This window comes from Streptomyces chisholmiae, from assembly GCF_031845445.1.
Lineage (GTDB): Bacteria > Actinomycetota > Actinomycetes > Streptomycetales > Streptomycetaceae > Streptomyces > Streptomyces chisholmiae.
In genome coordinates, this window is the sequence record NZ_JAVREO010000003.1 from 427643 (window position 1) to 442765 (window position 15123).

Annotated in this window: 11 protein-coding genes; 8 read left to right on the plus strand and 3 right to left on the minus strand. The window is 72.9% G+C overall.

Annotated features, from left to right (window positions below):
* The first annotated feature begins 547 nt into the window (after positions 1 to 547).
* Together RM844_RS07010 and RM844_RS07015 are read left to right on the plus strand one after the other, a co-directional pair.
* Complete coding sequence (locus tag RM844_RS07010) at positions 548 to 2545, plus strand: glycoside hydrolase family 9 protein (RefSeq protein ID WP_311665988.1); 1998 nt, start codon at positions 548 to 550, stop codon at positions 2543 to 2545.
* A gap of 41 nt (positions 2546 to 2586) precedes the next feature.
* Complete coding sequence (locus tag RM844_RS07015) at positions 2587 to 3174, plus strand: hypothetical protein (protein ID WP_311665990.1); 588 nt, start codon at positions 2587 to 2589, stop codon at positions 3172 to 3174.
* 190 nt (positions 3175 to 3364) lie between these two features.
* On the opposite strand, the gene RM844_RS07020 is transcribed toward RM844_RS07015, so the two are convergent.
* A complete protein-coding gene (locus RM844_RS07020; protein ID WP_311665992.1) occupies positions 3365 to 3955 on the minus strand; it encodes a lytic polysaccharide monooxygenase auxiliary activity family 9 protein in 591 nt (196 codons plus the stop codon).
* Between the two features lie 123 nt (positions 3956 to 4078).
* Here RM844_RS07020 and RM844_RS07025 point away from each other — a divergent pair, with 123 nt between their 5' ends.
* The gene (locus RM844_RS07025) at positions 4079 to 5245 is read left to right on the plus strand and encodes a LacI family DNA-binding transcriptional regulator (protein WP_311665994.1); all 1167 of its coding nucleotides are present in this window, start codon (positions 4079 to 4081) and stop codon (positions 5243 to 5245) included.
* A gap of 174 nt (positions 5246 to 5419) precedes the next feature.
* Here RM844_RS07025 and RM844_RS07030 read toward each other — a convergent pair whose 3' ends face one another.
* Positions 5420 to 6277: a helix-turn-helix transcriptional regulator gene (locus RM844_RS07030; protein ID WP_311665996.1), complete on the minus strand. Its 858-nt coding sequence runs from the start codon at positions 6275 to 6277 to the stop codon at positions 5420 to 5422.
* A gap of 55 nt (positions 6278 to 6332) precedes the next feature.
* Here RM844_RS07030 and RM844_RS07035 point away from each other — a divergent pair, with 55 nt between their 5' ends.
* The 4 genes from RM844_RS07035 (at position 6333) to RM844_RS07050 (ending at position 11201) form a co-directional block, all read left to right on the plus strand.
* Entirely contained in the window at positions 6333 to 7961 is a 1629-nt protein-coding gene (locus RM844_RS07035; protein WP_311665998.1) for an FAD-dependent oxidoreductase, read from the plus strand.
* 81 nt (positions 7962 to 8042) lie between these two features.
* On the plus strand, positions 8043 to 9377 hold the full coding sequence (locus RM844_RS07040; RefSeq protein WP_311666000.1) for an ABC transporter substrate-binding protein: 1335 nt from the start codon (positions 8043 to 8045) through the stop codon (positions 9375 to 9377).
* A gap of 4 nt (positions 9378 to 9381) precedes the next feature.
* Positions 9382 to 10299 (plus strand): carbohydrate ABC transporter permease, encoded by a 918-nt coding sequence (locus tag RM844_RS07045; RefSeq protein ID WP_311666003.1) that lies wholly within the window; start codon positions 9382 to 9384, stop codon positions 10297 to 10299.
* On the plus strand, positions 10296 to 11201 hold the full coding sequence (locus tag RM844_RS07050) for a carbohydrate ABC transporter permease (RefSeq protein WP_311666005.1): 906 nt from the start codon (positions 10296 to 10298) through the stop codon (positions 11199 to 11201). The genes RM844_RS07045 and RM844_RS07050 overlap by 4 nt, the downstream gene beginning before the upstream one ends.
* 123 nt (positions 11202 to 11324) lie before the next feature.
* Here RM844_RS07050 and RM844_RS07055 read toward each other — a convergent pair whose 3' ends face one another.
* Complete coding sequence (locus RM844_RS07055) at positions 11325 to 12902, minus strand: phytoene desaturase family protein (protein WP_311666007.1); 1578 nt, start codon at positions 12900 to 12902, stop codon at positions 11325 to 11327.
* Between the two features lie 209 nt (positions 12903 to 13111).
* Between RM844_RS07055 and RM844_RS07060 the strand changes: the two genes are divergently transcribed.
* Complete coding sequence (locus RM844_RS07060; protein ID WP_311666009.1) at positions 13112 to 15037, plus strand: ABC transporter ATP-binding protein; 1926 nt, start codon at positions 13112 to 13114, stop codon at positions 15035 to 15037.
* Positions 15038 to 15123: the final 86 nt, after the last annotated feature.

Here is a 15123-nt window from a genome sequence, read left to right on the forward strand (position 1 = left end):
CCGGCGTCCCGGCGCGGGGTCAGGACCGCCGACCGGCCCTGCGGGCGCGGGTCCTTGAGGTCAATCGCAGGCACGACTTCAGCCGGCGGAGCCGGGCCGCCGGCGGCTAGCCGGCGACCTTAGCCGCTGGTCGGCCGAGCCCGGACCACATCTCCGCCGCCCGCTCGGCGGTGATGTCAACACCCGCTCTCCGTTGTGGTGATGCCGCTCCGGGCCCCCTGCGGGAGGGGGTGTCCCGCGGAGGGCGGGAGTCGGTCGTTTCGCCCCTGTCGGGGACGGGCGGGGGCGAAACGACCGCCGTGTCCCGGGTGTCGCCGGCCGGTCCGGCCGGCTCGCGCGGGCGTCCGCCGCGACCTCGGGCCGACGGGTGGCGACCGCAGGCTTGACGAGACCATGCCATGTTTGCACCATTGAGCTGCCGCCGCCGGGTGGGAGCGCTCCCAAACCCGACCGTCGGTCGCCTCCGGGCGACCGAAGGTCACCACCCGGCGGCGGTTTTCCCTTCGGATTCAGGACTTCCCTTCGGACCTCCAGGAACGAGTCACTGATGTCACCTCACTCCGACCGGACCTCGTCCGGGCCGCGGCGGCGCCGCCGCCGCGGCCGGCTGGCCGGCGGCCTGCTCGCCGTGGCGGCGCTGGCCGGCGGGCTGGTGGTGCCGCTCACCGGCCCCGAGGCCAGTGCCGAACCGGCGCCGGCGGCGCCGCGGTTCAACTACGCCGAGGCGCTCCAGAAGTCGATGTACTTCTACGAGGCGCAGCGCTCGGGTCCGCTGCCGGACGACAACCGGGTCAGCTGGCGTGGGGATTCGGCCCTGGCGGACGGCGCGGACGTCGGCCTGGACCTGACCGGCGGCTGGTACGACGCCGGGGACCACGTGAAGTTCGGGCTGCCGATGGCGGCCTCGGCCACGCTGCTGGCCTGGGGCGGGCTGGCCGCCGGCGACGGGTACGCGGCGGCCGGCCAGTCGGACGAGCTGGCGAGCAACCTCCGCTGGGTGAACGACTACTTCATCCGGGCGCATCCGGAGCCGGACGTGTTCTACGCCCAGGTCGGCGACGGTCACGAGGACCACCGTTGGTGGGGCCCGGCCGAGGTGATGCAGATGGAGCGGCCCGCCTACCGGGTGGACGCCGAGTGCCCCGGCTCGGACGTGGCGGGTGAGACCGCCGCGGCGATGGCCGCCTCCTCGTTGATCTTCGCCGAGGGCGACCCGGCCTACGCCGCCGAACTCGTCGGTCACGCGGAGCAGTTGTACGCCTTCGCCGACGAGCACCGCGGCGCCTACTCGGACTGCGTCCCGGCGGGTGACTTCTACCGGTCGTGGTCCGGCTATCAGGACGAACTGGTCTGGGGCGCCTACTGGTTGTACAAGGCGACCGGGGACGCGAGCTACCTGGCGAAGGCCGAGGCGGAGTACGAACTGCTCTCCACCGAGCCGCAGTCGGACGTCCGCAGCTACCGGTGGACCATCGCCTGGGACGACAAGTCCTACGGCGCCTACGCCCTGTTGGCGATGGAGACCGGCGATCCCCGCTATGTCGAGGACGCCAACCGCTGGTTGGACTACTGGACGGTGGGGGTGAACGGTCAGCGGGTGCCGCACTCGCCCGGTGGGCAGGCGGTGCTGGACACCTGGGGCTCGCTGCGCTACGCGGCCAACACCTCGTTCGTCGCGCTCGTCTACGCCGACTGGCTGGCCGAACGGGACCCCGAACGTGCCGACCGTTACCGGGAGTTCGGTGAGCGGCAGATCAACTACGCGCTGGGGGACAACCCCAGGGAGGCCAGCTATGTGGTGGGCTTCGGCGAGGGCTCGCCGCGCGATCCGCACCACCGCACGGCGCACGGCTCCTGGACCGACCAGCTGACCCAGCCGGCGGCCAGCCGGCACGTGCTCTACGGCGCGCTGGTCGGCGGCCCGTCGGCGCCGAACGACGCCTACCGGGACGACCGGCAGGACTACGTCGCCAACGAGGTGGCCACCGACTACAACGCGGCCTTCTCCGGCGCGCTGGCCTACCTGACGGCTCGTCACGGCGGCACCCCGCTGGCGGACTTCCCGCCGGTCGAGGAGCCGGACGACGACGAGATCTTCGTGGAGGCCTCGCCCAACGCGACCGGCGCCACCTTCACCGAGATCAAGGCCACGCTGCGGAACATCTCGGCCTTCCCCGCCAGGTCGCTGCGGGACGCCAGCATCCGCTACTGGTTCACCCTCGACGAGGGCGTGGACCCGGCGGCGATCACCCTGACGTCCGGCTACCGCGAGTGCCCGGTGTTCGAGAGCGGCGTCCACCAGGCGGCCGGCGACCTCTACTACGCCGAACTGCGGTGCACGGGCCGGGAGATCTATCCCGGTGGCCAGTCGGCGCACCGGGCCGAGGTGCAGTTCCGGATCGACGGCGGGCCGGCCTGGGACCCGAGCAATGACTGGTCCCAGCAGGAGCTGGCCCAGACGCCGGCGCGCACCCCCTACCTGACGGTCTACGAGGACGGCGAACTGGTCTGGGGCACGGAGCCCACGGCGGTGGTTGCGCCGTGAGCAAGCCCCCGTTCGCGGCTACCCACACAAGGAGATGACCCATGGCTGTGCATCCTTCCGCACCCCCCAAGAGAGCCGGCGTCGACGAGACCCCGGGCGGCCTGGGCGAGGTGACCGCGGGGCTCCGGGCGCTCGCGGTGTTACGGATCGCCACCGGTGCGATCTTCCTGTGGGCCTTCTTCGACAAGGCCTTCGGGCTGGGCTACGCCACCCCGTCGGAGAACGCCTGGCTCCAGGGCGGCTCGCCCGCGCGGGGCTACCTGTCCTCGGTCACCTCGGGTCCGCTGGAGTCCACGTTCAACTCCTGGGCCGGCGCGGTGGTCATCGACTGGCTGTACATGGCCGGCATGGGCGGGCTGGGCCTGTCCCTGGTGCTGGGGATCGGGCTGCGGGTCACCGCGGTCGCGGGCACGCTGATGATGGCGATGCTCTGGCTGAGCGAGTTCCCGCCGGCCCGGCACGCCTCCGACGGCAGCCCCACCATGTCGCCCAACCCGCTGGTGGACGCGCACGTGGTCTACGCGGGAGTGATGATCGTGGTGGCGCTCTTCTCGGCCGGCCGGGTCTACGGCCTGGGTGCCTGGTGGGAGCGCAACCAGCTGGTCCGGAACTTCCCGTGGCTGCGCTGACCGGTACCGCGGTCGCGCCGACCGGCCCGGGGGCGCGGGCCGGCGGCCGGGGCCGCCCGTGAACGGCGGGTGCGTGGGGGCGGGATGGCCCTCCCCACGCACCCGCGTCAACACCCGTCGGGGTGTGGGTCGGTGCTCGGATCGGCGTCGGGGTCGGTGTTCGGGTCGGTGTTCGGCTTGGTGGGAGGGATCAGAAATCCACGTCGGAGCACGCGTAGAAGGCGTTGCCGGTGTCGGCGATGTTCCACACGGCCAGCACCAGGTGGCGTCCGGACTTCTGGGGCGCGGTGCCCTGGTGGTTCTCGATCTCGGCGGGCTGGCGCCCGTCCATCGGCACGGTCAGGAACGGCTGGGGCTCCAGGTCGGCCCGGGTCAGCGGGCTGGCGGGGTCGTAGCCGTCCCTGGTGATGTAGTACTGGAAGTCGGCCGTGCTGTGCTGCACGGTGAAGTCCCAGGTGAAGGTGACGCTCTGGCCGGCCGTCAGGTCGGTCGCCGGCCAGCTCCCGCCGCGTGGGTCGTCGAGCTCGGCGAACCGCGCGTTGCCGCCGGCGCAGATGGTGCCGTCCGCCGGGCCCGCGGCCGGGAACCCCTTGGGGCCCTCGACGCTCTGCGGTTCCCAGACGATCGCGCCGCAGTCGCTGACCGCGCCCTGGGCGCAGACCTGTTGGCGGCTGGCGGGGGCCGTGGTGTGTCCGTGGCCCGCCGCCGGGGTGCCGGTGGCGAACACGGTCGCCACGGCCAGCCCGGCGCCGGCCGCGGCGGTGAGGATTGTCCTTCGCATACTTCGCTCCCGGAAGTCGTGGGGGAGGAGCGCTCCTCGGGGGGAGTGTCGCGGTCTAGACCAACACTGACGTTACTGCCGCATTTTCGTCATGTCCAGACCAATGGAGGGTGAGGGGTGGCCATGTCCAACGCATCCGTCAGGTCCGTCACATCCGTCCCGCCGGTAGGCCGCCCGGGGCCCGGCGGCCCGGTCCGCGCGGCCGGTCCCACCGCGTCGGCCACGGCGGGACCCACCACGCTGCGCCAGGTGGCCCGGGCCGCCGAGGTGTCGATGGCCACCGTCTCCCGGGTGCTGGCCGGCAACTACCCGGTCGCCCCGCCCACCCGCCAGCGGGTGCTGCGCGCCGTCCGCGAGCTGGACTACGTCGCCAACGCGCACGCCCGCGCCCTCCGCGGCCACGCCACCCCCACCGTCGCACTGGTCCTGGCCGACCTGCGCGACGAGGCCACCGCCCGGATCGCCCAGGGCGTGGAGGAGGAGGCCGCCGAGCACGGCCGTGGCTGCCTGATCGGCACCACCGGGGGCGACCCGCGGCGGGAACGCGCCGTGCTCCGCTCCATGCGCCAACAGGGCGCCGGCGCGGTCGTGTTGATCGGCGACGGTGACCAGGGCCCGGCCCACCAGGCGGAGTTGGCCGGCATCGCCGGTTCGTTGGCCGCCGCCGGCTCCCGGCTGGTGCTCTGCGGCCGGCCGGCCCCCACCGGGGCGACCTCCGCGACCGTCGTCGACTACGACAACGAGGGCGGCGCGTACGCACTGGTCAGCGACCTGCTGGCGCGCGGGCACCGGCAGGTGCTCTTCCTCGGCCCGACCACGGGCGGCGGCACCGCGGCCGGCCGCCTCGCCGGCTACCGCCGCGCGCTGACCGACCACGGCCTGCCGGTCCGGCCCGCACTGCTGGCCGGCGGCGGCCTCGGCCGGGCCGAGGCGCACGACCGCCTCGCCCGCCTGCTGGCCACGCGCCGCGCCGACCGCGCCGACCCCGCCGGGACGGGCTTCTCGGCCGTCTTCGCGGTCACCGACCAGGCCGCCGCCGGCGCGCTGACCGCGCTGCGCGCCGCCGGGCTGAGCGTGCCGGACGACATCTCGCTGGTCGGCTACGGCGACAGCGACCGCGCCACCGACCTGCTGCCCCAACTCAGCACCGTGCACGTCCCCTACACCGAACTCGGCCGCGCCGCCGTGCGGTTGGCCCTGGCCCGCGAGCCGGCGGCCACCGGCCGCCACGCCGTACTCCCGACCCACCTCGTCCCCCGGCACTCCACCGCCCCACCACCCCCGGCCTGACCCCGACGAGGCCGCCCGCCCGGGGTCCGTTCGCTGGGTGTGCCTCCCGACCGCCCTTTCCGGCCGGCCCATCACCTGCCGCGTCGTTGGCCACCACGCGGATCAATCACGTGCAGGTGGTGCCCGGCCAGCGGGCCGGGAGGCGTGCTCCCGGCCGCGCCGGTGCCGGAGCGGCTAGCCGAACGGTGCGGGGGCCCCACTCTCCTGGCCGCCCTCGGGGCCGGGGGCGGGCCGGGCCCAGTTGGACGCGCGCAGCGCGGTGGGCGACTGGCCGGTCGCCTGCTTGATCTTGCGGGCGAAATGGAAGCTCGTCTTGAAACCCGAGCTCGCCGCGATCGTGCCGACCGGCAGCCCGGAGCTGGTCAGCAGCTCGATGCCGCGGGTCACCCGCCGGTCCCACAGGTAGCGCATCGGCGTGGTGTCCATGTGCTCGCGGAACAGGCGCACCAGGTGTTCGGGGCTGACCGCGGCCGCCTCGGCGATGGCGGTCAGGTCGATGTCGTACCGCACGTTGCGATGGATGAACAGCCGGGCGTCCTCGATGGGAGCGGGCAGCGCCGCCGGCAGGTTCTCGAACTCGGCGATGAACCGCCACAGCAGCGCCGTGGCCAGCGCGTCGGTCAGCGCGCCCTGGGCGGTCAGCCGGGTCTGCTCGGTGATCAGGCCCTCCCGCGCCAGATACGTCAGGGCGGAGGACAGCGGTCTGCTCGGCCGTACCCGCTCAAGCCACCCCCGCATCCGGGGGGTGAGCTCGTCGAGCCGGCCCCGGACGAGCGTCTGCCGGGTCTCGGAGTCCCCGGTGAAGTCGATCACCTCGGTGTGGCCGGGCAGCAGAACGCAGATGTGCCCGGCGGGGACGGTGTGGGGCTCGCCGTCGTCCACACGCACCACCATGGCGCCGGCGTGGATCAACATCAGCTGGACGCCGCCCTGGGTGCGCGGCCCGATCCGCGACCCTGGCGTGTGTACGACGCTGCGGATCACGGCGTCCACGATCCGCAGCCGCCGGGAGGCGGCATCAATCCCAGACACAGGAACGCTCACCTCGGCCATGTTACGCCGCCGTTGCGGGTGTTGAGATTCGGCCATGACCGAGATTGAGACACAGCTTCTGATCGTCGGCGGTGGCCTGGGCGGCGTCTCGGCGGCACTCGCCGCGGCACGCAGGGGCGTGCGGGTGGTCCTGAGCGAACCGACCGACTGGCTCGGCGGTGTCCTCACCACCCAGGGCGTCCCGCCGGACGAGCACGTGTGGATTGAACGCTTCGGCAGCACGGCCACCTACCGCGCGTTCCGCGCGGCCATCCGCTCCTACTACCGGCAGCACTACCCCCTGACCGAGGCGGCCCGCGGGACCGCGGACCTCAACCCGGGCGCCGCCAAGGTCTCCGGCCTGAGCCACGAACCTCGGGTGTCGCTCGCCGTGATCGAGGCTCTCCTCGCCCCGCACCGGGCCGCCGGACGCATCCGGGTCCTGCTGGAGCACGAGCCGGTCTCGGTGCAGACCAAGGACCCCGACACGCTGGGCTCCGTCACCCTGCGCCAACAGGGCACCGGCGACCTGACGACGGTGCGCGCCACCTGGTTCGTCGACGCGACCGAGACCGGTGACCTCCTGCCGCTGGCCGGCGTCGAGTACGTCACCGGCGCCGAGTCGCGGAACGCGACGGGGGAACCCCACGCACCCGAGCTGGCCGACCCGCTCAACATGCAGCCGGTCTCGGTCTGCTTCGCCCTCGATCACCTGGCGGGCGAGGACCTCACGATCGACCGCCCCGAGAGCTACGACTACTTCCTGACCTCGACCGCCACCGACTGGCCCGACGGCCGGCTGTCGCTGACCGCCCCCCACCCCAAGACGCTCGCCCCCTCGCACCACGCCTTCTTCCCCAACCCCGGCGAGGACCACACCCTCGTCCGCCCGGACTACGCGGACCAGCGGGTGGGCCGGATGGACCGGAACCTGTGGACGTTCCGCCGGGTCGCGGCGGCCGCCAACTTCCTGCCCGGCGCCTACCCGTCGGACATCACGCTGGTCAACTGGCCCCAGATGGACTACTGGGACGGTCCCGTCTTCGAGGTCCCGGCCGAGCAGGCCGAGTGGCACACCAGGCGGGCCCGCGCGTTGTCGCTGAGCCTGCTCTACTGGCTCCAGACCGCCGCTCCGCGTCCCGACGGCGGCACCGGCTGGCCGGGACTACGGCTGCGTGGCGACCTCCTCGGCGACACCCCGGACGGGTTGGCCAAGGCGCCGTACATCCGCGAGTCGCGCCGGATCGTGGCCGAACACACCATCGTCGAGCAGGAGATCTCCCTGGCGGTCCGCGGCGAGCGCGGCGCCGTGCGGCACCGCGACAGCGTCGGCGTGGGCATGTACCGCATCGACCTGCATCCCTCCACCGGCGGCGACTCCTACATCGACATCGGCTGCTGCCCCTTCGAACTGCCGTTGGGAGCCCTGATCCCGGTACGGGTCACCAACCTGCTGGCCGGCGCGAAGAACATCGGCACCACCCACATCACCAACGGCGCCTACCGGATGCCGCTGGTCGAGTGGAACATCGGCGAGGTCGACGGCCACCTCGTCGGCTTCTGCGCGGCCCATGACGTCACCCCGTCCCAGGTGCGCGCCGACGACGGGCTGCTGGCCGAGTTCCAGGAGGAACTGGACTCCGTGGGCGTCGAGCGGAGCTGGCCGCGGATCACCGGCTACTGACCACGCCCAGCCGTCCCGGGCCGACCCGCGCCGAGGGCGCCGCGCCCCGAACCGACACCCACACGAAGGAGTGTGACGACCTTGCGTGTCATCAGAACCGTCGTCGCCGCGACGACCCCGCTCATCCTGACGGGAGCCCTGACCGCCTGCTCGGCCCAGGACGGCGGCTCGCCGGTCAACGCGGCCGGGGAGATCGAGATCACCTGCGCGACCTGCCAGGAGTCCACGACCGATCCGTTCCTCCAGTTCAACTACGAGGCCGCGCAGCGCTTCAACGAGGCGCACCGCGGCAGGTACCGCGTCGTGACGCTGCGACACGCGAACGCCGGCTCGGGGGAGGCCAGGCTTCCCTACTACCAGCGCCTCGCCATGGCGAACGACCTGCCCGACGTCTTCCAACTGAACAGCGCCGAGATCGAGTCGTTGTCGAGCACCGGCAGGCTCCACGACTTCGCCCCAGAGCTCGCCGCGGACGCGGAGTGGTCCGCCTCGTTCCAGCCACGCGCCTTCGACGGCCTGTCGGGGCCGGAGGGGCAGCGCTGGGCCATTCCCCAGCAGCAGGACCCCGTGGGGATCTTCTACAACAGGGAGCTGCTGGCCCACGCCGGGCACGACGCGTTCCCCACGACCTGGGACGAGTTCGAGTCCATGGCCGCCGACGTGCGGGCGACGGGGACCACGCCGATCGCGCTCGACGGGGACTGGGCGACGATCCTGATGTGGTCCAACCTCATCGGCACCCACCCGGAGGGCGCCGCCTTCCTCGCCGACGAGATCGCCACCAGCGACGACTGGTCGGCCAACGCGGCCGTCGTCGCGGCCACCGAGCGGCTCCGGAGCTGGCACACCGAGGGGTATGTGAACGCCGACGCCTTCTCCGGCGACTTCCAGAACGCCGCGTCGAAGTACCTGGCCGGCACCGCCGTGGCCATCCCGAACGGCCCGTGGTTCGTCAAGACCAACCTGCGGACGTCCCAGGCCGCGCCCGGACTCTACGAGGACACGGAGTACGTGCCGTCCCCGGGGTGGGGGGCGTCGGAACAGGGGCTGATCGTCGTCTCCGGCGCTGGCTGGGTGTCCGGCACGGCCGACCCGACCAGGCTGGAGGCGGTGGAGGCGTTCGTTCGGTTCATGTCCTCGACGGACGAGGTCGTCGAACAGGCCAGGTCGACGGGCTCCAACCCACCCGTCACGGTTCCCGCGGCCACCCTGGCGGCGGCGGAGCTCGAACCGCTCAGCTCGGGCCTGGTCGGCCGACTGCCCGAGGTCGCCCTGACCTACCCGCACGCCCGCGTCCACGCACCGGGCGGTATCGACGCCGCGTGGAAGAACCTGTGGCCCGCCTACGTCAACGGCGAGATCGACACGGCCGCCTTCCTCTCCCGCCTGGCCGCGGACTCCGCGGTGGGGGGATAGCGCCGTGCGAACCACCCGCCAGGAACGGCGGCGGACGCTCCAGCGGTCCGCCGAGGCCCGCGTTCCCCCCGCCATGCGGGGCCCCGTCGCCCTCTCGATCCTGCCCGCCCTCGTCCTGTTCGCCCTGTTCTTCCTGGTGCCGCTCGGCGTGCTGGCCGTCACGACGTTCGCCCGCTGGGACGGAGTGGACTTCGCGTTCACCGGCTGGGACAACTACGACCGGCTGCTCTCCGACCCGGTGTTCTGGAAGTCCGTCCGCAACACGCTCTTCTACTGCGCCGCGTCCATGCTCATCCAGGTGCCGCTCGGCGTGGCCGTCGGCATGACCCTCGCCCTGCGGATGCCCGGCTGGACGGTCTTCCGCACGGTGATCTTCATCCCGTTCGTGATCTCCGGGGCCGCGTACGCGCTGGTCTTCTCGATGTTCTACAACCCGTCCTACGGACTGCTGAACAACCTGCTCGGCCCCGTCACGGGCGGCACCCGCGACTGGCTGTTCGACAGCGGGACCGCGCGCTGGGCCGTGGCCGGCACCTTCGTCTTCATCATCGGATTCGTCGTGGTGGCCGTCATGGCGGAGGTGGCCGCCATCCCCGCCGAGCTGCTGGAGGCCGCCGAGGCGGACGGCGCGAGCCTGGTCCAGCGGCAGCTGTTCATCGTGCTTCCGCTGCTGCGCAACATCATCGGCACCGTCATCCTGGTGCGGCTCCTGGTCGACATCGGCATGTTCGACCTCGTCTACATCCTGACCGCCGGTGGCCCGAACGACGCCACCACCACCCTCGCTCTGTACGCCTACCGCTCCTACCTCCACGGACAGTGGGGATACGCCAACGCCGTCGGCTCCGTGATCCTGCTCCTGGGCGCCACGCTCATCGTCACGGTGCGACGCGTCTTCCGGATCGGAGAGCGAGCCCTGTGACCGCCACCCCGTCCACCAAGGCCCCGACCGACGCCGGGGCGGCGCCCGTCCACCCCCGGCGCAGCGGCCGGCGGCGCACCCTGCCACGCCCACGGGCCCTGGTGCTCATCTACGGCTTCCTCGCCCTGGTCACGCTGCTGTCGCTGCTGCCCACGGCGTGGGTGATGCTGTCCTCCATCAAGACCGGCCCACAGATCTACTCCGGCGAGGGGGTCCTCCCCGCACCGGTGACCCTCCAGGGTTACCTCGACGTGTTCACCGAGATCCGGCTGCACACCTACGTGTTCAACACCCTGCTGTACGCCGTCGGCGGCACGGTCGGCGCGGTCTCCGTGGCTTTCCTGGCCGCCTATCCACTCGCCCGCTACTCGTTCTTCGGCAAGCACTTCCTGGTCGCCATGTTCTCCCTGGCGCTGGCCGTCCCCCTGGTCGGGCTCGCCACCCCGGTGTTCTTCGTCGTGCGCGAGCTGGGCATGTTCGACTCCCGCATCGGGATGGTGATCCTCTACACGGCGCTGGAGTTCCCGTTCTCCTTCATCGTGCTGCGTTCCTTCCTGCTGTCCCTCCCCCCGGAGGTCGAGGAGGCCGCCCTCATCGACGGCGCCGGATACTTCACCACGCTGCGGCGCATCATCCTGCCCCTCGCCCGACCAGCCGTCGCCACCGTGTCCGTCGTGGCGTTCGTCAAGATCTGGAACGAGTTCTTCTTCGCGAACCTGCTGATCGCGACGCAGGACAACCAGAACGTCCAACTGGCCCTGGCGGGCTTCAAGTCGCAGTTCGGCTTCAACATCACCGGGGCGATGGCCGGAGCCACCATCATCATGCTGGTCCCCATCGCGCTGTTCCTCGTGCTGCAACGCCAGGTCATCGCCGGCCTGACCGCGGGGGCCGTCAAGTAACGCGCCGTCCGCCCGGGAGGTCAGCGGCCCCCCGGGACGGTGCCGCCCAGGGCACCGTCCCGGGGGGACGGCCGGCCGTCCCCCCGGTCGTCCGCCCCCGCCGCGCCCACCAGCCCGCGTCCGCTACCGCCCCAGCACCGCCATCGCCGCGTTGTGGCCGCCGACGCCGCTGACTCCGCCGCCGCGGACCGCGCCCGCGCCGCACAGCAGCACGTTCCGGTGGCCGGTGGCCACGCCCCAGCGGGCGGCCGGGTCGGCCGGGTCGGCCGCCGGGTCACGGTAGGGGAAGGCCAGGTCGCCGTGGAAGATGTGACCGCCGGGCAGCCGCAGCTCACGCTCCAGGTCCAGCGGGGTCTTCGCCTCCAGGCACGGCCGGCCCGCCGCGTCCAGCGCCAGGCAGTCGGCGATCGGCTCCGCCAGCTGCCGGTCCAGCGTCGCCAGGGTGTCCGTGAGCAGCTTCTCCCGGGTCCGGCGCTGGTGCTCCGTGTCGCCCGCGAAGAGCCGCGCCGGGGTGTGCAGCCCGAACAGAGTCAGCGTCTGGTAGCCGGCGGCGGCCAGCTCGGGGGAGAGGATCGTCGGATCGGTCAGCGAGTGGCAGTACACCTCGCTCGGCGGTGCCGCCGGCAGCCGGCCCGCCGCCGCCTCCCGGTAGGCGGTGGTCAACTCGGCGTAGCCCTCCGCCACATGGAAGGTGCCGGCGAACGCCTCCCGCGGGTCGACCGCCGGGTCACGCAGCCTCGGCAGCCGCTTGAGCAGCATGTTCACCTTGAACTGCGCGCCCTCGGGCGGTGTCGGGGCCGGCTCGTCCAGCAGCCGGGCCAGCTCCGTGGGCGAGGCGTTGACCAGCACCGTCCCGGCGCCCAGCACCCCCTCCTCCTCGCCGGCCCGGTAGGCCACCTCGGCCGCGCGGCCGTCCGTCGCCAGGCCGGTGACCTCGTGCCCGGTGGCGAGCTCGGCGCCGGCCGCCCGCGCCGCGTCGGCGAGCGCCCGGGTCACCGCGCCCATGCCGCCCACCGGCACGTCCCAGTCCCCGGTGCCCTGCCCGATCACGTGGTAGAGGAAGCAGCGGTTCTGTAGCAGCGAGCGGTCGTGCGCGTCCGCGAAGGTGCCGATCAGCGCGTCGGTGAGGACCACGCCGCGGACCAGGTCGTCGGTGAAGGTCGCCTCGATCGTCTCGCCCAGCGGACGCTCGAAGACCGCCGACCACAGGGCGTCGTCCCCGACCCTGGCCCGCAGCTCGGCACGGCTGGGCAGCGGCTCGGTCAGCGTCGGGAAGACCCGGCCGGCCAGCCGCGTGGTGCCGGCGTAGAAGTCGCGCCAGGCCGTGTACTCCCGGTCGTCCCCGGTGAGCCGGGCGAAGGACTCCCGCACCCGGCTCTCGCCGTCCCCGACCAGCAGGCCGGTCGGCGCGCCCCGGCGCACGGTCGGGGTGTAGGAGGCGACGGACCGCCGCCGCAGCTCCAGCCGTAGCCCCAGGTCCCGCACGATGTGCTGGGGCAGCAGGCTGACCAGGTAGGCGAACCGCGACAGCCGGGCGGCCACCCCGGGGAACGGCGTCGAGGAGACGGCGGCGCCGCCGGTGTCGGCCAGCCGCTCCAGCACCACCACCCGGCGGCCGGCCTGGGCCAGATAGGCGGCGGCGACCAGCCCGTTGTGGCCACCGCCCACGATCACCACGTCGTAGCGCGCGCTTGTGGGCATGGCTCTTGGTAACACGGAGACCGCCTTTCGACCAGCGGGCCGCCCGATCCCCGCCATACCCCGCGCCGGTCCGTCGCCCGGTCGTACGCTGGAGGGTCGTCACACCCACCCGCACCAGCGGACCACCCGGACCACCGGAATCCGCCACCCCGCCGAAGCGATCCCTGGCCCACCGAACCACCGAAACCCGCCGCACCACCGAAGGAGCCATGCCCCACCACGAACCCCACGCTCCCCAGCCGGCCACCGCCGAGCCGGGGCAGCCGCACGAGATCCGTCGCATCCTCCGTCTCTTCCGGCCCTACCGGGGGCGGCTCGGCGTGGTGGGCCTGCTGGTCGCCGCCTCCTCGCTGGTCGCCGTCGCCTCCCCGTTCCTGCTGCGCGAGATCATCGACGTGGCGCTGCCCGGGCGCGACACCGGACTGCTCACCCTGCTGGCCCTCGGCATGGTCGCCGCGACCGTGGTCAGCAGCGTCTTCGGGGTCCTCCAGACGCTGATCTCCACCACCGTCGGCCAGCGCGTCATGCACGACCTGCGGACCGCCGTCTACGCCAAGCTCCAGCTGATGCCGCTGGCCTTCTTCACCCGCACCCGCACCGGGGAGGTGCAGTCCCGGATCGCCGGCGACATCGGCGGCATGCAGGCCACCGTCACCTCCACGGCCACCTCGCTGGTCTCCAACGTCACCGCGGTGACCGCGACCCTGGTCGCCATGCTGGCGCTGGACTGGCGGCTGACCCTGATCTCCGTGGCGCTGCTGCCGTTCTTCGTCTGGATCGCCCGCCGGGTGGGCCGCGAGCGGAAGCGGATCACCGCCCAGCGGCAGCGCCAGATGGCGCAGATGGCGGCGCTGGTCACCGAGTCCCTGTCGGTCAGCGGCATCCTGCTGGGCCGCACCATGGGCCGGGCCGAGACGCTCACCGGGCGGTTCGCCGACGAGTCGGAGAAGCTGGTCGCGCTGGAGGTGCGGGCCAGCATGGCCGGCCGCTGGCGGATGGCCACCATCGGCATGATCATGGGCGCCATCCCGCCGCTGCTCTACTGGTCGGCCGGCGCGCTCGCGCAGCTGGGCGGCTCCCCGCCGTCGATCGGCACCCTGGTCGCCTTCGTCGGCCTCCAGCAGGGGCTGCTGCGGCCGGCCACCTCGCTGCTCTCCACCGGCGTCGACATCCAGGCCTCGCTCGCCCTCTTCCAGCGCGTCTTCGAGTACCTGGACCTGCCGGTGGACATCACGGAGCGGCCCGACCCGGTGCGGCTGGGGCGCGCCCGGGGCGAGGTGGTCTTCGACCGGGTCTCCTTCCGGTACGACCCGGCTGCCCAACCCACCCTGGACGGGATTGAGTTGACCGTCCCGGCCGGCAGCTCGCTGGCGGTGGTCGGGGCCACCGGGGCCGGCAAGTCCACCCTGGGGTACCTGGTGCCGCGGCTCTACGACGTGACCGAGGGCCGGGTCACCGTCGACGGGGTGGACGTGCGGGACCTCGACTTCGCCTCGCTGGCCGCCTCGGTGGGCGTGGTCTCCCAGGAGACCTACCTCTTCCACGCCTCGATCGCCGAGAACCTGCGCTTCGCCAAACCGGACGCCACCCAGCGGGAGTTGGAGGACGCCGCCCGCGCCGCGCAGATCCACGAGCACATCGCGGCGCTGCCCGACGGCTACGAGACCGTGGTGGGGGAGCGCGGCTACCGCTTCTCCGGGGGCGAGAAGCAGCGCCTCGCGCTGGCCCGCACCATCCTGCGGGACCCGCCGGTGCTGGTGCTCGACGAGGCGACCAGCGCGCTGGACACCCGCACCGAGCTGGCCGTGCAGCGGGCCGTCGACGCGCTGGCCGCCGGCCGCACGGTGATCACCATCGCGCACCGGCTCTCCACCGTCAGGGACGCCGACCAGATCGTGCTGCTGGACGCCGGCCGGATCGCCGAGCGCGGCACCCACGCGGAGCTGCTGGCCCTCGGCGGCCGGTACGCGGCCCTGGTGCGCCGGGAGTCGACGCACCCCGACACCGCGCCCGCCGACTCCTCCCACGCCGACTCCTCCCACGCCGAGCCGGCGCGGCGCGGTAGGAGGAACGGGGCGGGGGCCGACCGTTCGGTGTCTCAGGACGGCACGCCGGCCGCCGAGTTGACCCCCTGACCACCGCCCGCCGGCTGACCGGCGGGCGGTGGTCCGACCATAAAACTGTGCGAACGGTCGTGCTAAAATCTCGCCGTCGAGCATCG